Here is a 23,442-nt window from a genome sequence, read left to right as displayed (position 1 = left end):
ATTATGTAAAGATCACATTTTTTTGTTATTTTGTGATCACGACTGTTTTTAAAATGTTAAAAACCTGCGCATAATACACTTAATGAGCAAAAAAAAAAACGATTTCAGATTATTTTTTAACCATTCGATCCCTTTTATAGCATTTTGAGGGGGGCGTTATATGGAATTGAACCTTTTATTTTATAGATTGCTGACTTTTCTTTTGCATCCCTAGCGATTTACACGCATTTCAGGTACAATCCGCCAGTTAAATTTATTGATTTTTTGAGAAAAACTATCTTTTATGAAGAATATTCGCAACTTTTCTATTATTGCCCATATTGACCACGGTAAATCGACCCTTTCTGACCGATTAATTCAAACCTGTGGTGGACTTTCGGATCGTGAAATGGAAGCGCAAGTGCTAGATTCTATGGATCTTGAGCGTGAGCGTGGAATTACCATCAAAGCACAAAGTGTGACTTTAAATTATAAAGCCAAAGATGGCGAAACTTATCAATTAAACTTTATCGATACCCCAGGACACGTGGACTTTTCCTATGAAGTGTCTCGCTCTCTTGCTGCTTGTGAAGGAGCGTTGTTGGTAGTCGATGCAGGTCAAGGAGTCGAAGCCCAAACTCTGGCAAACTGTTATACCGCAATCGAAATGGATTTAGAAGTGGTGCCGATTTTGAATAAAATCGACTTGCCTGCCGCAGATCCTGAACGTGTAGCGGAAGAAATTGAAGATATTGTTGGAATTGATGCGATGGAAGCGGTTCGATGCTCTGCTAAAACGGGTGTAGGTATCGAAGATGTATTAGAAGAAATCGTGGCAAAAATTCCTGCACCAGAAGGCGACCCTAATGCGTCATTACAAGCATTGATTATTGATTCTTGGTTCGATAACTATTTGGGCGTGGTATCTTTAGTGCGTATTAAAAACGGGGTATTACGTAAAGGCGATAAAATTAAAGTGATGTCCACAGGGCAAACTTACAACGTAGATCGTTTAGGGATTTTTACGCCAAAACAAGAAGATACGACTGTTTTAGAATGTGGCGAAGTGGGTTGGGTAGTTTGTGCGATTAAAGATATTTTAGGTGCGCCAGTGGGCGATACCTTAACCCATCAACATAATTCTGCAACTGAAGTATTACCAGGCTTTAAAAAAGTAAAACCACAGGTTTATGCTGGGCTTTTTCCTGTAAGTTCTGATGATTATGAAGCGTTTCGTGATGCGCTTGGTAAATTAAGTTTAAACGATGCATCACTTTTCTATGAACCAGAAACTTCGACCGCACTTGGTTTTGGTTTCCGTTGTGGTTTCCTTGGGCTTCTACATATGGAAATCATTCAAGAGCGTCTAGAGCGTGAGTATGATTTAGATCTTATCACAACTGCGCCAACGGTAATTTACGAAGTGCAATTAACGAATGGCGAGGTTGTTTATGTGGATAGTCCTGCAAAATTGCCTCCACTTAATAATATTGCTGAAATTCGCGAGCCAATCGCTGAATGTAATATGCTGGTGCCGCAAGAATATTTAGGTAACGTCATTACCCTTTGCGTTGAAAAACGTGGCGTGCAAACCAATATGGTATATCACGGTAATCAGATCGCACTGACTTATGAAATTCCAATGGGAGAAGTGGTTTTAGACTTCTTTGACCGTTTAAAATCAACATCGCGTGGTTATGCTTCTTTAGATTACGGTTTCAAACGTTTCCAAGCTGCAGATATGGTTCGCGTGGATATTATGATTAACAGCGAACGAGTAGATGCGTTGGCTTTAATCGTTCATAAAGATAATGCACAATATCGTGGTCGTGAATTGGTTGAAAAAATGCGTGAGTTAATTCCTCGTCAGCAATTTGATATTGCCATTCAAGCAGCGATTGGAAACCACATTATTGCGCGTTCAACCGTAAAACAATTACGTAAAAACGTATTGGCAAAATGTTATGGTGGCGACGTGAGCCGTAAGAAAAAACTCTTACAGAAACAGAAAGAAGGTAAAAAACGTATGAAGTCTTTGGGTAATGTAGATGTACCACAAGAAGCGTTTTTAGCAATTTTACACGTAGGAAAAGATAAATAAGGAAAATTATGTCAAATTTATTTTTTGTGATTTTATTGGCTGTCGGCTTTGGTGTGTGGAAAGTTTTAGATTATTTTCAATTACCAAACACATTCAGTATTGTATTGCTAATTTTGACCGCACTTTCAGGTGTATTATGGTGCTACCATTATTTTGTGGTAACGCCAAAACGTAATCGTAAAATCGCACGTGCTGAACAGCGTTCAGGCCAAGTATTAACTGACGAAGAAAAAGCAAAAATTGAACCGATTTCTGAGGCTTCAGAATTTTTGTCTTCACTTTTTCCTGTGCTTGCAGTGGTATTTTTGGTTCGTTCTTTTTTGTTTGAACCGTTTCAAATTCCATCAGGTTCAATGGAATCAACCTTACGAGTTGGTGACTTTTTGGTAGTGAACAAATATGCTTATGGCGTGAAAGATCCGATTTTCCAAAACACCATTATTGCTGGTGAAAAACCACAACGAGGTGATGTAATTGTGTTTAAAGCACCACAACAAGCTTTAATTCGTACAGGTCTTGGGGCTACTCGAGCAGCATTTGCAGAAAATTTAGCGTTAAGCTCAAAAGATAATATGTCTGGTGTGGATTATATTAAGCGTATTATTGGAAAGGGCGGAGATCGCGTCATTTTTGATGCGGAACAAAAAACGCTAAAAGTGGTATATGGCAAAGAAGGTAAACCTTGTGAGGTTGATTGCGAAACCAAGGCGTTTGAATATACACAAAATCCAACAAATCCTGCTTTTCCAAATGAATTAGAATTGACTGAAAAAGGCGATGTAACACATAACGTGTTAATTAGTGAGTATCGTCGTTATTCAGACCTTGAATTTTTCCCACAAGAAGGTATGCAAACTGCAGAATGGCTTGTGCCAGAGGGGCAGTATTTTGTGATGGGAGATCATCGCGATCACAGCGATGATAGCCGTTTCTGGGGCTTTGTGCCTGAAAAAAATATTGTGGGTAAAGCTACTTATATTTGGATGAGCTTAGAAAAAGAAGCGAATGAATGGCCAACAGGTTTCCGTTTTGAGCGTTTCTTTACAGCAATAAAATAAGATGAATCATTTAGATCGACTTGAGCGTAAAATCGGCTATCGTTTTAATAATATTGCGCTCTTAAAGCAGGCTCTTACGCATCGAAGTGCGGCGACTCAACATAATGAACGCCTAGAATTCCTAGGCGATTCCATTCTTAATTTCACTATCGCTGAAGCACTTTATCATCAGTTTCCACGTTGTAATGAAGGAGAACTGAGCCGTATGCGTGCTACTTTGGTACGCGAACCCACTTTAGCGATTTTAGCGCGTCAATTTGAATTAGGCGATTATATGTCTCTTGGTTCTGGCGAGCTAAAGAGCGGTGGTTTTCGTCGCGAATCTATTCTAGCAGATTGTGTAGAAGCGATTATTGGCGCAATGTCTCTAGATCAAGGATTGGCTGTGACGACCCAAGTGATTCGAAATTGGTATCAACAATTATTGTCTGAAATCAAACCAGGTGATAACCAAAAAGATGCGAAAACTCGTTTACAAGAATATTTACAAGGCAAACATTTGCCATTGCCAACTTATGAAGTGGTCAATATTCAAGGGGAAGCCCATTGCCAAATTTTCACGGTTGAATGCAAAGTGAAAAGTGCGGAGAAAATTGACCGCACTTTTGTGGCAAAAGGATCTAGCCGTCGTAAAGCTGAACAAGCGGCAGCAGAACAAATTTTAAAAGAACTGGACATCAAATGACCGAACAATTCGACAAAACCTATTGCGGCTTTATTGCTATCGTAGGTCGCCCAAATGTGGGTAAATCAACGCTCTTAAATAAAATTTTAGGACAAAAAATTTCAATTACATCGCGTAAAGCACAAACCACGCGTCACCGTATTGTTGGGATTAAAACTGAAGGGGCGTATCAAGAAATCTATGTGGATACTCCAGGACTTCATATTGAAGAGAAGCGTTCGATTAACCGTTTAATGAACCGTGCAGCAAGTAGTGCTATCGGCGATGTTGATTTAATTATTTTTGTCGTAGATGGCACACACTGGAATGCAGATGATGAGATGGTGCTAAACAAATTACGCAATGCAAAAGCACCCGTTGTGCTTGCTATCAACAAAGTAGATAACATCAAGAATAAAGATGATTTATTGCCGTTTATTACAGATCTTAGCAGTAAATTTAACTTTGCTCACATTGTACCAATTTCTGCACAGCGTGGTAATAATGTTCATGAATTAGAGAAAATTGTACGCCAATCTTTACGTGAAGGTGTACATCATTTCCCAGAAGATTATGTCACAGACCGCTCGCAACGTTTTATGGCATCGGAAATAATCCGTGAAAAATTAATGCGTTTTACGGGAGAAGAATTACCCTATTCTGTTACGGTTGAAATCGAACAATTCAAAGTAAATGAACGTGGCACTTATGAAATAAATGGCTTAATTCTCGTTGAACGTGAAGGTCAGAAAAAAATGGTCATTGGTGCGGGCGGTCAAAAAATTAAAACTATTGGTATGGAAGCGCGCGCTGATATGGAACGTTTATTTGATAACAAAGTTCACCTCGAACTTTGGGTAAAAGTGAAATCAGGTTGGGCAGATGATGAACGTGCGCTGCGTAGTTTAGGATATATGGATGAATAAAGTGCGGTAAAATTTATACGCATAATAAAAATCCCCATTATTGCGATGGGGATTTTTTTGTTTCTAATTTTTCACTGAATACACTTTAAATTTTCCTGTTTGAGCAAGCACTTCGTAATCACCGAAATGTTGTCTAAGTAATTCGGGATAAGGCAAAAATGCATTGGCGACAATACGTAATTCTCCACCTTGATTGAGATGCCATTTCGCTTGAGTGATGAGTTCTGTCACTGCTCGATAGGCGGTATCAATGCCATCGTGGAATGGCGGATTTGAAATGATTAAATCAAATTTTCCTTCTATATTAGAAAAGACATCACTGGCGTAAACCTCGCCTTGTAATTGATTTTCAGAAAGTGTTTTACGCGCTGATTCTAATGCCATTGCGTGAATATCTGTCATTGTAATTTGTGCGTTAGGCGTGCGTTTTTTTATCATAGAGCCCATTACCCCAGCGCCACAGCCAAGATCGAGCACTTTTCCTTTTATTTTATTATCAATGGTTGAAAGTAACAGTTCTGTGCCTGTGTCTAATTCCGCCGCACTAAATACCCCAGGTAAACTATATATAGTTAAGTCTTGTAGCGTAGAATGTTGATAGGTTTTCCAGAAATTTTTAAGTTCAAAGTGCGGTTTGTTTTGGAGTGAAAAATGATATAACCCGCAACGACGAGCAGAATCAATTTTTGCTATTTCTCCATAGGGTGATAATGTTTTTTCTACTGAACGCACGCCACAACGGTTTTCACCAATAATTAATATTTCTTGACCAATAGATGCTTGAGCTAATAGTTGAATCAGTTGGAAATTGACTTCTTGTTTGTTTTTAGTCCAATAATAAACGATTAAATCGGCTTGACCTTGAAATTCAACGGAAAAATTGACCGCACTTTGCGTTCTTGCATAGTCAAAATAGCAACTCCAAATTTGGATTGATGGGCATTTTGAGGCTAATGTTTGAGGAAAATTATCAGAAATACCGCCAGCAAATAATACCGATTTACCATCAAAAAATGAAAGATGGCGTTCTAAAACTTGGCTTTCTAGAGAAATCACGCTTTGAATCCTGTGGGTTATTAGTTAAAATTATGCGTCATTTTAGCAAAGATTAATAAAAGAAATTAACACTATTTTTCAAGCAACGTTTTTAAAAATTCACTTATGAACAGACGCGATCTTCTTTTACAAGAAATGGGCATTTCCCAGTGGGAATTATATCGCCCCGAGGTACTGCAAGGTTCAGTAGGAATTAGTGTGGCAGAGAATATTCGCTTTATCACTGTTTCCGATGAAAATATCAGTAGCTCGCCTTTGTTGGCTGATGTGCTGTTAAGCCTTAATCTTAAAAAAGAAAATTGTTTATGTTTGAATTACGATCAAATCCAGCATATGGAATGTAAGCAGCCTATTCGTTACTGGTTACTATCAGAAAATAGCGACCAAATTGACCGCACTTTGCCATTTTGCAAGCAGGCTGAGCAGGTTTATCGCTCGCCAAGTTGGCAGCAATTTCAATCTAATCATCAAGCCAAACGAGCGTTGTGGCAACAAATTCAGCAGCCTTAATTATGTCTATTATTTCTCAAATTGAAGCCTGTGATTTCGACCGATTGTATGAAATCGAGCAGCAAGCCCATCTGGTGCCTTGGTCATTTGGTACGTTAAAAAATAATCAAGGTGAGCGTTATCTCAATTTAAAATTAATAGAGAATAATCAGATTATCGGTTTTGCTATTTGCCAAACCGTATTGGATGAAGCGACTTTGTTTAATATTGCTATTGTACCGTCTCATCAAGGTAATGGATTGGGAAAATTATTGTTGAATGAGTTAATCGCTCGATTGAAAGAAAAAGATGTTCAGACTTTATGGCTAGAAGTCAGAGAGTCTAACCCTGCTCGTTTCTTGTATGAAAAAATTGGTTTTAATGAAGTGGATATGCGGAAAAATTATTATCCGAAACCCAGTGGTGGACGAGAAAATGCCGTGGTAATGGCGTGTTATCTATAGATTTAAATAATTAGCCTAGATATTTCTAGGCTATATTTTTATGCTTCTTCTGCAGGAAAAATAAATGGATTTAATCCACTTCGGGCGAAACCTTTTTCTTCCATTTCAATATCTAAGAAAATAGAAGCCAAATCATCGGCTACTGGCTCTACATGAGGATCTTTTTCTTGGAACATGATTTTCAAGTAACTTTCACAGCTACCACAGGTTTCGGCACGAACAAGCGCAAGTTCTTCATTTAATGACCACATTTCAAGTTTGTCATGACTATTACAATTGGTGCATTGTGCGCGTACCAAATTCCATTCACTTTCACATAAATTACAATGTAAGTAGCGTAAACCTTGTGATGTACCAATTTGTACCATACTTGCAACAGGTAAAGAACCACAAACAGGGCAGTGATGTAAATTTTCGGTGTTCTCAACTTGACTATTATGGGGAATTTGTTGAGCTGCTTGTAACCAATAAAGAGAAAGTGCAGCCCAAATAAAGACGGCTTTATCACTGCTGACTAAATTAAATTCTTGTGCTAAGAGTTTATTTGCCATTTCTTCTAATTCAGCAGAAGAGGCTTTTTCAAGAAATTCAATTGTTGCAGCAATTTGCTCGTTAGCTTTGGGCTTTATTTCATCAAGAATTTCAGTTAAGTATTCACGCCAAATACTGTCTCTCTTAAAGGTTTTGGCATTTAGTGGCTCAATAGCATTTAACTGTTCAAGCTGTTGTGGCGGTAAAGGATTTTTTTCTAACGTGGAAAGTTGGCTTTCAACTATGTCTGCAGCAAATAATAAATAATCAGATAGAGGATGATTTTGTGCTAAGTCTCTTAAACGTTTCGCTCTGCGTTGGTAAAGATTTTTAGGATTGGCAAATAAAACCGCTGGGGCTTGATATGAATTTGCTACTTGTTTAATTTCTGATTCAGATAAGATTTTGATACTCATATTCTCTCACTTTTATAATAAAAAGTGCGGTCAATTTTAACCGCACTTTTTCTTTTTCAGGATTTCAGCTTATTTGCCAAATCCTTTAAATAAGACTTTGGTTTTACCTACTTTGCCAGATTGCTCGTTGAGTAAATCTTCCTCAAGTTTTGATAAAACTTCTTCACGATACCATCTTGGGTGGTGTTTTTTCGCCCAACGAACGGTTACCCAACCTTCAACAATACCGCGAATTGATCCTTTAACCCAAAATGCCATATATATATGCACTAAGATACCAGTGAATAACATAAAAGCACTTGCAGAGTGGAGTAAAATAGCAATTCGCAATACTGGGATTGAGAAGTAATGTGAAAAATATTGACGCCACATAATGATGCCAGTGACTAATAACGTTACCATTGCCAAGTTTAATGTCCAAAAGAGCATTTTTTGACCAAGGTTATATTTGCCATTATCAGCAACCGCGTGTTCATTCCCTTTAAGAACTTCAACGACACCTTTTGCCCAGCGAATATCGTTTTTTTCTGGAATATTGTGATCCCAGTATAATAACGCTAAGTAGATGAAAGCGAAGAACATTAAAATCCCTGTGAATGGATGAATGGCGCGCGCAATTTGTGGTGTACCCAAAATTTCTGTGAGCCAAGCAAAATCAGGGAAGAAAAATGCAACACCAGTGAACATCGTCATAAAAAAGCAAATAACCAACATCCAGTGACTGATACGTGCTGGGGTTCTATGACGGATAACGCGAGTATCGTTGCTAATTTCAATTTTACTCATTATTTTCCCCCTTAGATGGTTTATTTTCTTCAAATTCGTGATGATGATCTTCCACATCTTCTTCTACATTTGGGCCAACGGTTAAGTAGTGCGCAACTTCTGCTAGAGCTAGACCACCCATTGCAACTGCAGCGACTGGTTTCAATACATCTTTCCATAAGGTCACACTCAAATCAATTTGAGGATCTTTTGGAAGACCATTGTAAAGCTCAGGTTTATCTGCGTGATGCAACACATACATTACGTGTGTACCGCCTACACCCGGAGGATCGTAAAGCCCTGCATTTTCATAACCACGAGATTTTAAATCAGCTATGCGTTTTTCCGCGTAGAGTTTCATTTCTTCTTTAGAACCAAAACGAATAGCACCAGTTGGACAAGTTTTCACACATGCAGGCTCTTGACCTACAGAAACACGGTCCACACAAAGAGTACATTTGTATACACGATTGTCTTCAGGATTCATTCGTGGAATATTGAATGGACAGCCTGCAATACAATAACCACAACCAATACATTTATCGGATTGGAAATCTACAATACCGTTAGCATATTGAATGATTGCACCGGGTGCCGGACAAGCCTTTAAACAACCAGGTTCTGCACAGTGCATACAGCCATCTTTACGAATCAGCCATTCTAAACGATCGTTTTCTTCAACTTCGTTAAAACGCATCACCGTCCATGCTTTTGCATCAAGATCAACTGGATTGTCATAAACCCCAACACATTGTGCATTGACATCAGAGCGAATATCATTCCACTCTGAACAACCCACTTGACAGGCTTTACATCCTATACAAGTTGAAACATCAATTAATTTTGCGACTTCAACTTTATGATCTCTCGCTTGTGGTGCTGGTGTTAAACCAGATGTTGCGGAGATTTTAATAACGTCTTGCGTTTGAACGCCTTGACCACTTCCTGCCATATTATGCCTCCGCTTTCTCAATATTTACCAAGAATGTTTTATATTCTGGTGTTTGAGTGACTGCTTCACCCCAAGATGGTGATAAGGTATTCGTAGAGAAACCACGGTTACCTTTACCATTTAAGGCTTTCATATTCCAGTGAATTGGAAGACCCACATGGTGTACAGTACGTCCGTCGATTTCTAAATCTTTCAAACGTTTCGTTACTACTGCGACGGCTTTAATGTAGCCACGGCGAGAAGTAATTTTCACCATATCACCTTTTTGGATACCTTTTTCTGCAGCTAATTTTTCACCGATTTCCACGAATTGTTGTGGTTGAGCGATGATATTTAATGCAGATTGAGCAGTCCAACTGTGGAAATGCTCGGTCAAACGATAAGTCGTTGCCACATACGGGAAGTCTTTATTTGAGCCGATAAATTCGCGGTCTTCTTTATAGATACGAACTGTCGGATCAGAGACTACACTTGGATGCAGTGGGTTAGTATCAATTGGGCTTTCAATTGGTTCATAGTGCTCAGGCACTGGACCACTTGTAATTTTATCTACTGCAAATAAACGGCCTACACCTTCTGCAGACATAATGAATGGACCTGCATCAGAACCTGGTGGTTGTGTACCATAGTCAGCCACATCATGCCAGTTCCAGTTTTTACCGTTCCATTTGATTAATTGACGGTGTTTATCCCAAGGATTACCGTTAATATCAAGTGAAGCACGGCTGTAAAGGATACGACGGTTTGCCGGCCATGCGAAGCCCCAACCTAATGTACAACCTAAACCTGATGGGTCTGAGTTGTCACGGTTTGCAGTTTGGTTACCTTTTTCAGTCCATTGACCCACATAGAGCCAGTTACCTGATGAAGTTGTACCATCATCACGTAAGTGAGCGAATCCGTTAAGTAATTGACCTTTTTTATACATGACGTTGCCATCTGCATCGAGAAGATCAGCAAGTGCGTAACCATTCAATTCTTTTGCTAATTCTACAGAACTTGGTGAATGCGGTTGAGCATAATTCCAAGTCATCGCTTCGAAAGATTCGATACCACGACCACCTTCTTTTTGATAAAGGTGATGCATTTCTTCACGAATCATAGAAAGAATTTCAACATCTGGTAACGCTTCACCTGGTTGGTCACAGCCTTTCCAGTGCCATTGAGCCCAACGACCAGAGTTAACAATAGAACCATCTTCTTCGGCAAAACAGGTGGTTGGTAAACGGAATACTTCAGTTTGAATATCTGCTGGATTCACATTGTTTGACTCACCAAAGTTTTTCCAGAATTCGGAAGATTCAGTTTGAAGCGGATCCATCACGATTAAGAATTTTAACTTACTCATTCCTGCAACAGTTTTATTTTTGTTCGGTAATGAGTTTAATACGTTAAAGCCTTGTAAAATCCAACCGTGTAATTTGCCTTCATTCATTAATTTAACGTGAGTAATTGGATCATATAAGCGATCTGCTTTTGGTAAGAAATCGAAACCCCAACCGTTTTCTTTGGTTGCTTTATCACCATAGAAGGTTTTCATCATACTAACAAAGAATTTTGAAGTATGACGATAATAGTTCACTTGGTTTGGAACAATATCCTTTGGTGTAATCGCATTAATGTATTGCTCGTAAGAGGTATCTTTATCGTTTGGTAAACGCATATAACCTGGTAAAGACATTGGCAATAAGCCCATATCTGTTGTACCTTGCACATTGGAGTGTCCACGTAATGCGTTAATACCACCACCAGGCATACCCATATTACCTAAAAGTAATTGGATCATCGCCATTGAGCGAATATTTTGTGTACCGATTGAATGCTCGGTAAAGCCTAACGCATATAGATGCGTCATCGTTTTATTTGGTGCAGAGGTTTTACCAATTTCTTCACAGATTTGTAGGAAAAGTTTTTGTTTTACACCTGTAATGCGTTCAACCATTTCTGGAGTATAACGTGAAACATGCTCTTTTAAGATGTTAATGACACAACGAGGATGTTGTAAGGTCATATCACGTTTAGCGTGTCCGTTCTCATCAAACTGATAGTTCCATTTAGATTTATCGTAGTTACGTTTTTCTTCGTTGTAACCTACAAATAAACCTTCTTCAAATTTGAAACCTTCATCAATTAAGAATGAGGCATTGGTATAGTGTTTAACGTATTCGTGTTGAATCTGGTTTGTTTCCAATAAGTAACGGATGACACCCATTAAAAATGCGATATCAGAACCAGAACGAATTGGCGCATGTAAATCTGCAACAGAGGCTGTACGGTTAAAGCGTGGATCGATGACGATAAGTTTCGCACCGTTTTTCTTCGCTTCAATTGCCCAACGGAAGCCAACAGGGTGAGCTTCAGCAGGATTACCGCCTTGAACAATGATAAGGTTGGCATTTTTTATATCAACCCAGTTATTTGTCATAGCACCGCGACCAAATGATGGAGCAAGACTTGCTACCGTTGGTCCGTGTCAAGTATTCGCTTGGTTACACATCGGCACTATGCCTAACATTCTCACCCATTTATGAGTAAGAAGTGCCGCTTCATTACTCATAGCAGATGCAGTCATAATACCTGTAGTTGCCCAACGGTTCACAGTTTTGCCACTTGCGTCTTTTTCAACAAAGTTAGCATCACGATCATCTTTCAGTAAGCGAGCAATGCGTTTAATTGCATCTTTCCAAGAAATTCGCTCCCATTTATCAGAACCAGGTGCGCGATATTGAGGGTATAAAGAACGGCTTTCACTATTGACATAATCTAGTGCGCCAGCACCTTTCGGGCAAAGAGCTCCACGACTGACTGGATGATCTGGATCGCCTTCAAGGTGAAAGAGTTTTGAACGAGTATTTGTGCCAGTATGGCTGCTTAATGAATCGTAAGGTTTGCCTGTGCTGTATAACAACATACCGCAGCTTACGGCACAATATGTACAAGTGTTACGAGATTCAAATGCGCGTAATAATTTATATTCACGCGGCGCAGCTAATGCATTTGCTGGAGCAAAACCCAACATTGCAGCCGATGTTCCCGCCATACCACCTGCACAGACCTTAAAGAATTTTCTTCTTGAGATCTGCATAATCACTCCTTTCAACAACAAGTTGTTGAGATATTTAGATAGTAATAAATTCGTCTAGTGTAACTAGATAATTTGGTTGATTCCGTTAGAATAACGTTATTCAACATCGCAAATTGGTTCAAAGTAGGCCAATTTATGGGCGCCTAGAATAACGATTTTTTAACGATAAATCTATAATCAAATGGCATTATAATGCAGAAATATTGTGATCTAGATCATGATTTTATAAAAAAATTAACATTTTTTTTACATTTAAGTAATGGGTAGGTAAAGAATGGATTGGCTGATTAAACAAACGATTAACTTTTTTAAAAGAAATAAAAGTGTAGAAAATTCAACCGCACTTTTACAATCAAAAGAAGATTTTCTTGCTGTCGAAATGCCAGTTTCATTAGTTTATAACGGTATTTCTCATGCGGTGATGATGTGTTCACCGAAAGATTTAGAGATGTTTGCTCTAGGGTTTTCTCTCACGGAAGGAATTATTGAAAAACCTTCGGATATTTACGGCATCGATGTTGTGGAAGTTTGCAATGGTATTGAAGTGCAAATCGAACTGTCTAGCCGAAAATTTATGGCATTAAAAGAGCATCGCCGTAACCTAACTGGACGGACTGGGTGTGGCATTTGTGGCACGGAGCAGCTTAATCAAGTATATAAAAATTTTCCAAAATTAGACCGCACTTTTCAGTTTGATTTGAATTTGCTAGATGGCTGTTTGTCGGATCTTAATAAAAATCAACGATTAGGTCAGCAAACAGGTTCGACTCATGCTTGTGGTTTTTTTGATTTAGAAGGGAATATGCTTGCCATTTTTGAAGATGTGGGCCGTCATGTTGCGCTTGATAAATTACTTGGCTGGCATGCAAAATCAGGCAAGCCTAATGGAATTATTGTTGCTTCGAGTCGTGCAAGTTATGAAATGGTTCAAAAAACTATTTCTTGTGGGGTGGAAATGTTAGTGACCATTTCTGGGGCAACTGATCTTGCTGTGAAAATGGCTGAAGCGCATCATTTGACTTTGATTGGCTTTGCAAGAGAAGGTAAAGGGAATATCTATAGTGGAGATGGGCGAATTAATAGTTGATATCTGAAGTAACTCTATACATACGAGATATTTCTTCTATTTATTTGTAATCCAACTAGCCAGCGCGATAAAAATAGCAAAGATGCAAAACCAAATTATGTGGAGTTTTGTACTTTTACGATTGATTTCAGCATTATGCAGGCGTCGTTTTTCTAATTGTTGTTTATAAATTTCTAAATCTGTGTGTTTGAAAGAAAAACCACAATTAGGGCAGTTTTCTGCATTTTCACTAATCTTTTTTCTGCATTCAGGGCATCGAGTTAAGGCCATATTTTCTCTATAATCTATAAAATTACTTATTTATTAGTATATTAATTGAATTTTTAGATTTTACAAATGTGATATAAGTCACAAATCTATAAAAATCTTTAAATTCAATTTTTGATTTAGAACAATTTGAAATAGAATACCGCGGCTTGTTTAGGGCATACACTAAATATTTTTGTTTATCTTTTGAGGAGCCTTTCTATGTTATGGTTTTTCTTTTGTGTAGCCATGTTGATTCTTGGTTACTTTGTTTATGGAAAAATTATCGAAAAAATCTTTGTGATTAATCCAAAACGTCAGACGCCAGCTTACCAAATGAATGATGGTGTGGATTATATGCCGATGTCAAAAACTAAAATTTGGCTAATTCAATTATTAAACATTGCAGGAACTGGCCCGATTTTTGGACCAATTCTTGGCGCATTATACGGGCCTGTAGCAATGTTATGGATTGTAATTGGTTGTATTTTTGCTGGTGCAGTTCACGATTATTTTTGTGGTATGTTAAGTATTCGTCATGGTGGCGCAACTATGCCATATTTGGCGGGTAAATTTTTAGGTCGCCCAGTTAAAGTTTTTATTAATACGTTAGCTCTTGTATTGCTCTTACTTGTCGGTGTCGTATTTGTGGCAAGCCCAGCTCAATTAATGGGAACCATTACAATGGATGTATTTGGGGCTTCACAAGGGGCATTATCACTTGGTGATGCTGAAGCGATTCACCACGCTGTTGAAGCGGGTGGAATTAAAGTATGGGGCATGGATAAAGCAACAGTGGTGGCGGTATGGACAGCCATTATCTTCGCTTACTATATCCTTGCGACCTTACTTCCAGTTGATAAAATTATCGGAAGAATTTATCCGCTCTTTGGTGCGTTATTACTCTTTATGTCAGTTGGTATGGTATATGGGCTAGTAGTCTCGCATTTTAGTGCAACTGATCCAATTGAATTTTTCCGTACAATCAATGCTGATGGAGAGGGTTTAACTTGGGCGAAATTTACACAAAATTTCCAAGTGAAAGGTGATGTTCCAATTTGGCCATTGTTATTCTTAACTATCTCTTGTGGAGCGTTATCAGGTTTCCACGCAACGCAAACCCCATTAATGGCGCGTTGTGCAGAAAATGAAAGAGAAGGTCGCTTTATTTTCTACGGTGCAATGATTACTGAGGGTGTGATTGCATTAGTATGGTGTATGGTTGGTCTTGCATTCTATGAAAACCCACAAGCATTACAAGATGCGATTTCAGCAGGTTCTCCGTCTAAAGTTGTGTATGACAGTTCGTTACACTTCTTAGGTTTTATCGGTGGTATTTTTGCTGTGTTAGGTGTAGTGGTTTTACCTATTACTTCTGGCGATACCGCATTCCGCGCAGCTCGTTTACAATTAGCAGAAATTTTCCATATCGACCAACGTTCATTACCTAAACGTTTATTAATTGCTGTACCACTATTCGTATTAGGCTATTTCGTTTCAACTATTGACTTTAGCGTGTTATGGCGTTATTTCACTTGGGCAAACCAAATGACTGCAATGGTAATGTTATGGACTGCAGCAGCATACTTATATCGCTACCATAAATTCCACTGGGTTGCGTCTATTCCGGCTTGGTTTATTACAACAGTATGTGCAACTTACTTGTTCTACAACAAAATCGGTTTCGGTTTAGATTATCAACTTTCAGTTTATCTTGGTTTTGCAACAACAATTGTTTGTATCGTGTTATTCTTCGCTATGCTTAAGCCATTAGGCGAGCGTGATGAAGAAGCTTATGTGAATAATTAATCAAGATAATTTGGTTTAAAAAAGCCGTTTGGGATATTTTCTCAAACGGCTTTTATTTTGATAAAAAATAGGGTTGTTTCAGGGTTAATCGCTTGCAACTTAATCAAACAAATTATAAACTTACGCAGATGTGGAGAAAAGTGGTGTTTTGTGGAGATTTTTAGAAAAATTTCTCAAAATAAGTTCAATTTTAAGGCGTAATATGTTTCGTGGTGCAACAGCGGTTAATTTAGATTCTAAGGGACGCGTAGCGATCCCAACCCGCTATCGTTCTGAAATTCTTGAAAAGAATCAAGGACAAATGGTTTGTACTGTAGATATTCGCCAACCCTGCCTTTTACTTTATCCACTTGATGAATGGGAAAAAATCGAACAAAAACTTCTCGCACTTTCTAACTTTGATCCTACCCAACGCCGTTTGCAGCGGGTAATGCTTGGCCATGCCACTGAATGTGAGATGGATGCTCAGGGCCGTATTTTGCTTAGTGGGCCATTACGCCAACATGCAAAATTAGAAAAAGGTTTAATGTTGGTGGGACAACTTAATAAATTTGAAATTTGGAGTGCTGTAGAATGGCATGCTCAAATTGAAGAAGATATGGAAATTGGTTCAAGTGCAGACTTTGCGTCTGAGGCTTTGAAAAATTTCTCATTATAGAAAATGATTCACCGTTTTTTACTTTTATATTGTATTTATGGATACCGAAAATTCCTTTTCTTCACCTGAACATATTACAGTTTTACTTCACGAAGCCGTGAATGGCTTGGCATTGAAGGAAAATGGAATTTATATTGACGGTACTTTTGGCCGTGGTGGACATTCTCGCTTAATCCTTTCTAAATTATCTCCAAATGGTCGTCTCATTGGCGTTGACCGCGATCCTAGAGCCATTGTTGAAGCTCAAAAAATTCAAGACTCACGTTTTCAGATTGAACACAATAGCTTTTCCCATGTTCCTGAAATTTGTGAAAAATTAAATTTGGTTGGCAAAATTGACGGTATTTTGCTTGATCTTGGCGTGTCATCCCCACAGCTTGATGAAGCAGAGCGTGGGTTTAGTTTTATGAAAGATGGTCCGCTTGATATGCGTATGGACACGACTCAAGGTTTGTCGGCTGAAGAATGGTTAAAACAAGTATCGATCGAGGATTTAACTTGGGTTTTGAAAACTTTTGGCGAAGAACGTTTCGCTAAACGTATTGCAACTGCTATTGTTGATTACAACAAAAGTGCGGCTAAAAATGGCACTGAATTTTTATCGCGTACTAGTCAATTAGCTGAGCTTATTTCACAAGCGGTACCTTTTAAAGATAAACATAAACATCCTGCGACTCGCAGTTTCCAAGCTATCCGTATTTTCATCAATGCAGAATTAGATGAATTGGAAAGTGTACTTAATTCCGCTTTAGATATGTTAGCGCCAGAAGGGCGTTTATCAATTATTAGTTTCCATTCTTTGGAAGATAGAATGGTGAAACATTTTATGAAAAAACAAAGTAAAGGTGAGGATATCCCTAAAGGTTTGCCATTGCGAGAAGACCAAATTCAACGTAATCAAAAATTAAAAATTATAGGTAAAGCAATTCAACCAAGTGATGCAGAAATTCAAGCAAATCCTCGTTCAAGAAGTGCGGTATTGCGTGTGGCGGAGAGAATTTAGTGATGTCTGAAAATAATAAACCTCGTTATCCGTTACAGCAGATTTTGGTCGAAGATCTATTTTCTTCAAATAAATTAATTGTGTTGTTATTGGTTGCGATTTTGATTTCATCAATGAGCGTGATTTGGGTAACTCATCAGACTCGTCGATTAATTTCTGAAAATGGTCAATTGGTTTTACAGCGCCAAGCACTTGAAAGTGAATATCGAAATTTGCAAGTGCAAGAAGCAACGGAAGGAGATAGTACTAGAGTCGAGTCTATTGCTGTTGGTACATTAAAAATGAAAATATTGTCCCCAGAACAAGAAGTTGAAATTAGAGAATAATAGGTAGAAAAGATGGTTAAGTTCAATTCTTCTCGTAAATCAGGTAAAGCAAAAAAAACAATTAGAAAATTGACCGCACCTGAAACCGTAAAACATAACAAACAGAAAATTGTGTTTGAAAAATGTTTTATGCGTGTTCGTTATGGAGTTTCTGCTTTTTTTATTTTGGCCGGTTTATGTGCTTTAGTCGCTCGTGCGGCTTATGTGCAGTCTGTTGATTCGAGTACCTTATCTGGAGAGGCGGATAAACGTTCTTTGCGTAAAGATGAAGTGTTATCTGTGCGTGGTTCAATTTTAGATCGTAATGGTCAGCTTTTATCTGTGAGTGTACCGATGAATGCTGTAGTTGCAGATCCGAAAACTATGCTAAAAGAAAATGCACTTGCGGATAAAGAACGGGTTACTGCTTTGGCTCAAGAATTGGGTATGAGCGAAAATGATTTGGTGAAAAAAATCGAGAAGAATTCTAAATCAGGTTATTTGTATTTAGCCCGTCAAGTAGAATCTAACAAAGCAGATTATATTCGTAAACTTAAGATTAAAGGTATTAATTTAGAAACTGAGCATCGTCGTTTTTATCCTCGCGTAGAAGAAGCTGCGCATGTGGTGGGTTATACCGATATTGATGGAAACGGTATTGAGGGCATTGAGAAAAGCTTTAATTCCATGCTTGTGGGTAAAGATGGTTCACGTACTGTTCGTAAAGATAAACGCGGAAATATCGTTGAACATATTGCGGATGAGAAAAAATATGATGCGCAAGATGTCACCTTGAGTATCGATGAAAAATTACAATCCATGGTATATCGTGAGATTAAAAAGGCGGTGTCTGACAATAATGCTGAGTCCGGTACTGCGGTGTTAGTTGATGTTAGAACTGGTGAAGTGTTGGCTATGGCTACTGCACCATCTTACAATCCAAACAACCGTGTTGGTGTGAAATCTGAGTTAATGCGTAACCGTGCAATCACCGATACGTTTGAGCCAGGTTCTACTGTAAAACCTTTCGTAGTTTTAACCGCACTTCAACGTGGAGTAGTGCGCCGTGATGAAATCATCAACACGGGATCATTTACAGTGAGTGGCAAAGAAATTGTGGACGTTGCACCTCGCGCACAACAAACTTTAGATGAGATTTTAATTAATTCAAGTAACCGTGGTGTGAGTCGCCTTGCATTGCGTATGCCACCAAGTGCATTGATGGAAACTTATCAAAATGCAGGTTTAAGTAAACCGACAGATTTAGGTTTGATTGGTGAACAAGTTGGGATTTTGAACGCAAACCGTAAACGCTGGGCCGATATTGAACGTGCAACAGTCGCTTATGGTTATGGTATTACTGCGACACCTTTACAAATTGCTCGAGCATATGCAACCCTTGGTAGTTTTGGTGTTTATCGCCCGCTTTCTATCACAAAAGTCGATCCGCCAGTCATTGGAAAACGTGTTTTCTCTGAAAAAATAACTAAAGATATCGTGGGGATTTTAGAGAAAGTCGCAATTAAAAATAAACGCGCAATGGTGGAAGGCTACCGTGTTGGCGTGAAAACTGGTACAGCGCGTAAGATTGAAAATGGTCACTATGTGAATAAATATGTGGCATTTACTGCAGGTATTGCACCGATTAGTGACCCTCGTTATGCATTGGTGATTTTGATTAATGATCCAAAAGCCGGTGAATACTATGGTGGTGCAGTTTCTGCGCCAGTATTTTCTAGCATTATGGGCTATGCTTTGCGTGCAAATGCTATTCCACAAGATGCTGAACCTGCTGAGAAAACAGCAACTAAAAGCGCAAAACGTATCGTATATGTTGGTGATCACAAGAATCAAAAAGTGAATTAAGGAAAAATTATGAAAAAACTCACCGCACTTTTTAATTTGCCTGAATTAAAGGATGATATAGAACTCCATAATATGGTGTTGGATAGCCGTAAAGTTAAAGCGGGCGATCTTTTTGTGGCGATAAAAGGTCATCAGGTTGATGGAAATCAATTTATTGATTCTGCTATTCATTCTGGTGCGAGTGCGGTGGTGTCTGAGACAGAATTATCTAGCGAGCATTTAACCGTAGCATTTATTGGGAATGTGCCAGTAGTGAAATATTATCAACTTGCACGTCATCTTTCGTCTTTGGCGGATATTTTCTATGATTCGCCTTCTAAAAAATTAACGCTTGTTGGTGTCACGGGGACAAATGGCAAAACGACTATTTCTCAATTATTAGCACAATGGACGGAATTATTAGGTCATCGTGCTGCTGTGATGGGAACCATTGGTAATGGCCTTTTAGGTCAAGTTGTAGAAGCTAAAAATACAACTGGCTCAGCAGTGGAAATTCAATCATCACTTTTCAGTTTTAAGCAAGCAGGTGCAGATTTTGCTTCTATTGAAGTTTCATCGCATGGTTTGGTACAACATCGTGTGGAGTCGTTGCATTTTAAGGCAGGGATTTTTACGAACTTAACGCGTGATCATCTAGATTATCACCAGACTATGGAAAATTATGCTTCCGCAAAAAAACGCTTGTTCACCGAATTAGATACTCAAATTAAAGTGATTAATGCTGATGATGAGATTGGATGCCAATGGTTAAGTGAATTGCCAGATGCTATTGCGGTAAGTACGAGCCCTGATTTTCAATCAAACTCACATCAATGGATGAAAGCAACAAATATCCACTATCATGCTAAAGGCTCAGATATTACTTTTGAATCTAGCTGGGGTAATGGCGTATTGCATAGTCCATTAATCGGTGCTTTCAATGTAAGCAACTTGTTATTAGTGATGACCACGTTATTATCATTTGGTTACCCATTGGAAAATTTACTCGCTACGGCGAAATCTTTGAAAGGAGTATGTGGAAGAATGGAAATGATTCAATATCCAAATAAACCAACAGTTATTGTAGATTATGCGCATACACCTGACGCACTAGAAAAAGCCTTAATGGCAGCGCGTGAACATTGCCAAGGTGAGTTATGGTGTATTTTTGGTTGTGGTGGAGACCGCGATAGAGGCAAACGCCCATTAATGGCACAAGTCGCAGAGCAGTTTGCTGAAAAGGTTATTGTGACAAAAGATAATCCTAGAACAGAATCACAAAGCCAAATTGAAGCAGATATTGTCGCTGGTTTTAAAAATATGGATAAAGTCGGCATTATTCCTGATCGAGAACAGGCCATTCAGTTTGCGATTGAAAGTGCGGTTGAAAATGATGTGATTTTAATTGCTGGCAAAGGCCATGAAAATTATCAAATTATTGGCACTGAAATCGTGCATTTTTCAGACCAAGAAATTGCCCATGATTTTTTAAAATAATAACAATTAAATTATGATTAAACTCTCTACTGAACAATTAGCACAGATCCTTCAAGCTAAATTAATTAGCGATAAAAATGTGCAAGTTGAAGAAATTAATACAGATACCCGAAAAAGCGTATCAAATAGTTTATTTTTTGCGTTGAAAGGCGAAAAGTTTGATGCTCACCAATATCTTGAACAAGCGGTAGCACAAGGTGCGGTAGCCGTTGTTGTTCAGCAAGAAAATTCTTCCATTTCTGTTCCACAAATTGTGGTTAAGGATACTCGAATTGCTTTGGGCGAACTTGCAAAATGGTTACGAGAAAAAATTAAGCCACGTACTGTCGCGATGACAGGGTCTTCTGGTAAAACCACGGTGAAAGAAATGACGGCGAGTATTTTGCAACATACTGCTGCTGATTCAGAAGCGGTACTTTTTACCAATGGGAATTTTAATAACGATATTGGTGTGCCTTTAACCCTTCTTCGTTTAACAGAAAAACATCGTTTCGCTGTGATCGAACTTGGTGCAAATCATCAAGGTGAAATTGATTACACTACAAAATTAGCTCAACCTGATGCCGCATTGATTAATAATATTGCGCCCGCGCATTTAGAGGGCTTTGGTTCTTTAGAGGGCGTTGCACAAGCTAAAGGTGAGATTTATCGTGGTTTAACATTGAATGGTGTAGCGATTATTAACGCAGAATATAACCATTTAGATTGTTGGCAAAAAGAAATCGGTGAACATGAAATTCAATATTTCAACGGTAAAGATTATTCTGCAAAAGATATTCATCATACTGATCAAGGTTCCACTTTTACACTTATTTCCCCACAAGGTGAAATTGAGATTAACTTACCTTACCTTGGTGAACATAATGTAAAAAATGCCTTGGCTGCCACCGCACTTGCCATGAATGTTGGCGCCACTCTTACGGATGTAAAAGCTGGATTAGAACAACGTTCACAAGTGAAAGGACGTTTATTCCCAATTCAAGTAACGCCTAATTTATTGTTATTAGATGATACTTATAACGCAAATAAAGATTCTCTGTGTGCTGCCATTGATGTTTTAAAAAGTTATGACGCTTTCCGTATTTTGTGTGTCGGCGATATGAAAGAGTTAGGCGAAAACTCTCTCGTTATTCATCGTGAAGTAGGACAATATGCCAACTCGGTAAATTTAGATTTAGTTTGTTCTTATGGCAACGAAAGTGCGGTTATTTCTGAGGCTGTTTCGGGCAAGCATTTTACTGATAAGGTGGAAATGGTTGATTTTCTTGTACCATTGATTGAAACCCAATTACAACAAAATAACAAAGTCGTGGTGCTAGGAAAAGGCTCGCGCTCAATGAAAATGGAAGATGTGATCTATTCATTAAAGGATAAAATTAAATGTTAGTCTGGCTTGCTGAATATCTTGTTCGTTATGAAACCGCGTTTAATGCGATTTCTTATATTACTGTCCGTGCAATTCTTGCATTATTAACCGCACTTTTTATCTCACTTTGGATTGGCCCTAAAGTGATCAAACGTTTACAGATCTTAAAATTTGGCCAAGAAGTGCGAAATGATGGTCCTGAAAGTCATTTTGCAAAAAAAGGCACCCCTACTATGGGCGGTGTGATGATTTTATTCTCTATTGGAGTAAGTACGTTATTATGGGCAAATCTCTCTAATCCCTATATTTGGGTTTGCTTATTTGTATTATTTGGATATGGTGCTATTGGTTTTGTGGATGATTTCCGCAAAATTACTCGTAAAAACACGGATGGTTTGATTGCTCGTTGGAAATATTTTTGGATGTCTGTTGTGGCATTAATGGCAATCCTTTGGCTTTATTGGCTTGGCCATGACACTGATGCCACCCGTTTAGTGATTCCATTCTTTAAAGACATTATGCCTCAATTAGGTTTGTTCTATATTGTGTTATCTTACTTTGTGATTGTTGGAACGGGTAATGCGGTGAATTTAACAGATGGTTTGGATGGATTGGCGATTATGCCAACCGCGCTTGTTGCAGGCGCATTTGCGTTAATTGCATGGGCAACTGGTAACGTGAATTTCGCAGAATACTTGCACATCCCATACATTAAATATAGTTCTGAAGTGGTTGTGTTTTGTACCGCCATCGTTGGTGCAGGGTTAGGGTTCTTGTGGTTCAATACTTATCCCGCACAAGTCTTTATGGGCGATGTAGGTTCTCTTGCATTAGGTGGAGCACTTGGTGTCGTGGCGATCCTAGTTCGTCAGGAATTTTTACTTGTGATAATGGGCGGAGTATTTGTTGTTGAAGCGCTCTCTGTTATTTTGCAAGTAGGGTCTTATAAGTTACGCAAACAACGCATTTTTAGAATGGCACCGATTCACCACCATTTTGAATTGAAGGGATGGCCAGAGCCAAGAGTGATTATTCGGTTTTGGATTATTTCTTTAATGTTGGTGTTGATGGGATTGGTCACCTTGAAGTTGCGTTAATAAATATAGCTAGGTTCGCTCTTTCAGTTTTTGAAAGGGCGAC

The 23,442-nt window shown here is 38.5% G+C and carries 21 protein-coding genes; 15 read left to right on the top strand and 6 right to left on the bottom strand.

Features of this window, described 5'->3' with window-relative positions; translation table 11 throughout:
- Positions 1-283: 283 nt before the first annotated feature.
- The 4 genes from lepA to era are packed head-to-tail and all read left to right on the top strand — an operon-like array spanning position 284 to position 4,728.
- Positions 284-2,080, top strand: coding sequence for a translation elongation factor 4 (lepA, locus tag DV424_RS04595; protein ID WP_118859221.1), 1,797 nt, complete (start codon positions 284-286; stop codon positions 2,078-2,080).
- Between the two features lie 8 nt (positions 2,081-2,088).
- Positions 2,089-3,138: a signal peptidase I gene (gene lepB / locus DV424_RS04590; protein ID WP_118859220.1), complete on the top strand. Its 1,050-nt coding sequence runs from the start codon at positions 2,089-2,091 to the stop codon at positions 3,136-3,138.
- Between the two features lies 1 nt (position 3,139).
- Complete coding sequence (gene rnc, locus DV424_RS04585; protein ID WP_118859219.1) at positions 3,140-3,823, top strand: ribonuclease III; 684 nt, start codon at positions 3,140-3,142, stop codon at positions 3,821-3,823.
- Positions 3,820-4,728: a GTPase Era gene (gene era, locus DV424_RS04580; RefSeq protein ID WP_118859218.1), complete on the top strand. Its 909-nt coding sequence runs from the start codon at positions 3,820-3,822 to the stop codon at positions 4,726-4,728. Before rnc ends, era begins: the two co-directional genes overlap by 4 nt.
- Before the next feature lie 63 nt (positions 4,729-4,791).
- On the opposite strand, the gene rsmC is transcribed toward era, so the two are convergent.
- A complete protein-coding gene (gene rsmC / locus DV424_RS04575) occupies positions 4,792-5,784 on the bottom strand; it encodes a 16S rRNA (guanine(1207)-N(2))-methyltransferase RsmC (RefSeq protein WP_118859217.1) in 993 nt (330 codons plus the stop codon).
- 105 nt (positions 5,785-5,889) lie between these two features.
- On the opposite strand from rsmC, the gene holD reads away from it, so the two are divergent.
- Positions 5,890-6,294: a DNA polymerase III subunit psi gene (gene holD, locus DV424_RS04570; protein ID WP_005657846.1), complete on the top strand. Its 405-nt coding sequence runs from the start codon at positions 5,890-5,892 to the stop codon at positions 6,292-6,294.
- Positions 6,295-6,296: 2 nt separating this feature from the next.
- The gene (rimI, locus tag DV424_RS04565; protein WP_105877344.1) at positions 6,297-6,737 is read left to right on the top strand and encodes a ribosomal protein S18-alanine N-acetyltransferase; all 441 of its coding nucleotides are present in this window, start codon (positions 6,297-6,299) and stop codon (positions 6,735-6,737) included.
- Positions 6,738-6,775: 38 nt separating this feature from the next.
- Here rimI and fdhE read toward each other — a convergent pair whose 3' ends face one another.
- The 4 genes from fdhE to fdnG all read right to left on the bottom strand — a co-directional run bounded on the left by fdhE (position 6,776) and on the right by fdnG (position 12,486).
- A complete protein-coding gene (fdhE, locus tag DV424_RS04560) occupies positions 6,776-7,684 on the bottom strand; it encodes a formate dehydrogenase accessory protein FdhE (RefSeq protein ID WP_105877343.1) in 909 nt (302 codons plus the stop codon).
- A gap of 69 nt (positions 7,685-7,753) precedes the next feature.
- Positions 7,754-8,470 (bottom strand): formate dehydrogenase subunit gamma, encoded by a 717-nt coding sequence (locus DV424_RS04555; protein ID WP_050949328.1) that lies wholly within the window; start codon positions 8,468-8,470, stop codon positions 7,754-7,756.
- Entirely contained in the window at positions 8,463-9,401 is a 939-nt protein-coding gene (gene fdxH, locus DV424_RS04550; protein ID WP_118859216.1) for a formate dehydrogenase subunit beta, read from the bottom strand. Before fdxH ends, DV424_RS04555 begins: the two co-directional genes overlap by 8 nt.
- Position 9,402: 1 nt before the next feature.
- Complete coding sequence (fdnG, locus tag DV424_RS04545) at positions 9,403-12,486, bottom strand: formate dehydrogenase-N subunit alpha (protein WP_154099477.1); 3,084 nt, start codon at positions 12,484-12,486, stop codon at positions 9,403-9,405.
- 274 nt (positions 12,487-12,760) lie between these two features.
- On the opposite strand from fdnG, the gene fdhD reads away from it, so the two are divergent.
- Entirely contained in the window at positions 12,761-13,573 is an 813-nt protein-coding gene (fdhD, locus tag DV424_RS04535) for a formate dehydrogenase accessory sulfurtransferase FdhD (protein WP_118859214.1), read from the top strand.
- A 36-nt stretch (positions 13,574-13,609) separates the two neighbouring features.
- Here fdhD and DV424_RS04530 read toward each other — a convergent pair whose 3' ends face one another.
- A complete protein-coding gene (locus DV424_RS04530; RefSeq protein ID WP_118795663.1) occupies positions 13,610-13,843 on the bottom strand; it encodes a zinc ribbon domain-containing protein in 234 nt (77 codons plus the stop codon).
- 198 nt (positions 13,844-14,041) lie between these two features.
- Between DV424_RS04530 and DV424_RS04525 the strand changes: the two genes are divergently transcribed.
- The 8 genes from DV424_RS04525 (at position 14,042) to mraY (ending at position 23,399) form a co-directional block, all read left to right on the top strand.
- Positions 14,042-15,628 (top strand): carbon starvation CstA family protein, encoded by a 1,587-nt coding sequence (locus tag DV424_RS04525; protein WP_118859213.1) that lies wholly within the window; start codon positions 14,042-14,044, stop codon positions 15,626-15,628.
- A gap of 202 nt (positions 15,629-15,830) precedes the next feature.
- Positions 15,831-16,286 (top strand): division/cell wall cluster transcriptional repressor MraZ, encoded by a 456-nt coding sequence (gene mraZ / locus DV424_RS04520; protein ID WP_118859212.1) that lies wholly within the window; start codon positions 15,831-15,833, stop codon positions 16,284-16,286.
- Between the two features lie 37 nt (positions 16,287-16,323).
- Entirely contained in the window at positions 16,324-17,289 is a 966-nt protein-coding gene (gene rsmH / locus DV424_RS04515; protein ID WP_118859211.1) for a 16S rRNA (cytosine(1402)-N(4))-methyltransferase RsmH, read from the top strand.
- A gap of 2 nt (positions 17,290-17,291) precedes the next feature.
- Positions 17,292-17,615 carry a cell division protein FtsL gene (gene ftsL / locus DV424_RS04510; protein WP_053465432.1) on the top strand — a complete coding sequence of 108 codons (324 nt, stop codon included), beginning with the start codon at positions 17,292-17,294 and terminating at the stop codon, positions 17,613-17,615.
- Between the two features lie 12 nt (positions 17,616-17,627).
- Positions 17,628-19,460 carry a penicillin-binding transpeptidase domain-containing protein gene (locus tag DV424_RS04505; protein ID WP_118859210.1) on the top strand — a complete coding sequence of 611 codons (1,833 nt, stop codon included), beginning with the start codon at positions 17,628-17,630 and terminating at the stop codon, positions 19,458-19,460.
- 9 nt (positions 19,461-19,469) lie between these two features.
- The gene (gene murE, locus DV424_RS04500) at positions 19,470-20,936 is read left to right on the top strand and encodes a UDP-N-acetylmuramoyl-L-alanyl-D-glutamate--2,6-diaminopimelate ligase (RefSeq protein WP_118859209.1); all 1,467 of its coding nucleotides are present in this window, start codon (positions 19,470-19,472) and stop codon (positions 20,934-20,936) included.
- 13 nt (positions 20,937-20,949) lie between these two features.
- Positions 20,950-22,323, top strand: a complete 1,374-nt coding sequence (gene murF / locus DV424_RS04495) for a UDP-N-acetylmuramoyl-tripeptide--D-alanyl-D-alanine ligase (protein ID WP_118859208.1) — start codon at positions 20,950-20,952, stop codon at positions 22,321-22,323.
- On the top strand, positions 22,317-23,399 hold the full coding sequence (gene mraY, locus DV424_RS04490; RefSeq protein WP_118859207.1) for a phospho-N-acetylmuramoyl-pentapeptide-transferase: 1,083 nt from the start codon (positions 22,317-22,319) through the stop codon (positions 23,397-23,399). The genes murF and mraY overlap by 7 nt, the downstream gene beginning before the upstream one ends.
- The last annotated feature ends 43 nt before the right edge of the window (positions 23,400-23,442 follow it).

Origin of the sequence: Haemophilus haemolyticus, from assembly GCF_003493605.1 — a bacterium.
Taxonomy (GTDB): domain Bacteria; phylum Pseudomonadota; class Gammaproteobacteria; order Enterobacterales; family Pasteurellaceae; genus Haemophilus; species Haemophilus haemolyticus_J.
Note: the sequence above shows the minus strand (reverse complement) of the source record. Positions and strands in the feature narration are given on the sequence as shown.

Excerpts from the sequence above, each read along its gene's own strand:
- lepB (WP_118859220.1), top strand. The coding sequence starts at position 2,089 with ATGTCAAATTTATTTTTTGTGATTTTATTGGCTGTCGGCTTTGGTGTG.
- fdxH (WP_118859216.1), bottom strand. The coding sequence starts at position 9,401 with ATGGCAGGAAGTGGTCAAGGCGTTCAAACGCAAGACGTTATTAAAATC.
- rimI (WP_105877344.1), top strand. The coding sequence starts at position 6,297 with ATGTCTATTATTTCTCAAATTGAAGCCTGTGATTTCGACCGATTGTAT.
- DV424_RS04555 (WP_050949328.1), bottom strand. The coding sequence starts at position 8,470 with ATGAGTAAAATTGAAATTAGCAACGATACTCGCGTTATCCGTCATAGA.
- murE (WP_118859209.1), top strand. The coding sequence starts at position 19,470 with ATGAAAAAACTCACCGCACTTTTTAATTTGCCTGAATTAAAGGATGAT.
- murF (WP_118859208.1), top strand. The coding sequence starts at position 20,950 with ATGATTAAACTCTCTACTGAACAATTAGCACAGATCCTTCAAGCTAAA.
- lepA (WP_118859221.1), top strand. The coding sequence starts at position 284 with ATGAAGAATATTCGCAACTTTTCTATTATTGCCCATATTGACCACGGT.
- rsmH (WP_118859211.1), top strand. The coding sequence starts at position 16,324 with ATGGATACCGAAAATTCCTTTTCTTCACCTGAACATATTACAGTTTTA.
- holD (WP_005657846.1), top strand. The coding sequence starts at position 5,890 with ATGAACAGACGCGATCTTCTTTTACAAGAAATGGGCATTTCCCAGTGG.
- mraZ (WP_118859212.1), top strand. The coding sequence starts at position 15,831 with ATGTTTCGTGGTGCAACAGCGGTTAATTTAGATTCTAAGGGACGCGTA.
- fdhD (WP_118859214.1), top strand. The coding sequence starts at position 12,761 with ATGGATTGGCTGATTAAACAAACGATTAACTTTTTTAAAAGAAATAAA.
- era (WP_118859218.1), top strand. The coding sequence starts at position 3,820 with ATGACCGAACAATTCGACAAAACCTATTGCGGCTTTATTGCTATCGTA.
- ftsL (WP_053465432.1), top strand. The coding sequence starts at position 17,292 with ATGTCTGAAAATAATAAACCTCGTTATCCGTTACAGCAGATTTTGGTC.
- rnc (WP_118859219.1), top strand. The coding sequence starts at position 3,140 with ATGAATCATTTAGATCGACTTGAGCGTAAAATCGGCTATCGTTTTAAT.
- mraY (WP_118859207.1), top strand. The coding sequence starts at position 22,317 with ATGTTAGTCTGGCTTGCTGAATATCTTGTTCGTTATGAAACCGCGTTT.
- DV424_RS04505 (WP_118859210.1), top strand. The coding sequence starts at position 17,628 with ATGGTTAAGTTCAATTCTTCTCGTAAATCAGGTAAAGCAAAAAAAACA.
- DV424_RS04530 (WP_118795663.1), bottom strand. The coding sequence starts at position 13,843 with ATGGCCTTAACTCGATGCCCTGAATGCAGAAAAAAGATTAGTGAAAAT.
- DV424_RS04525 (WP_118859213.1), top strand. The coding sequence starts at position 14,042 with ATGTTATGGTTTTTCTTTTGTGTAGCCATGTTGATTCTTGGTTACTTT.
- fdhE (WP_105877343.1), bottom strand. The coding sequence starts at position 7,684 with ATGAGTATCAAAATCTTATCTGAATCAGAAATTAAACAAGTAGCAAAT.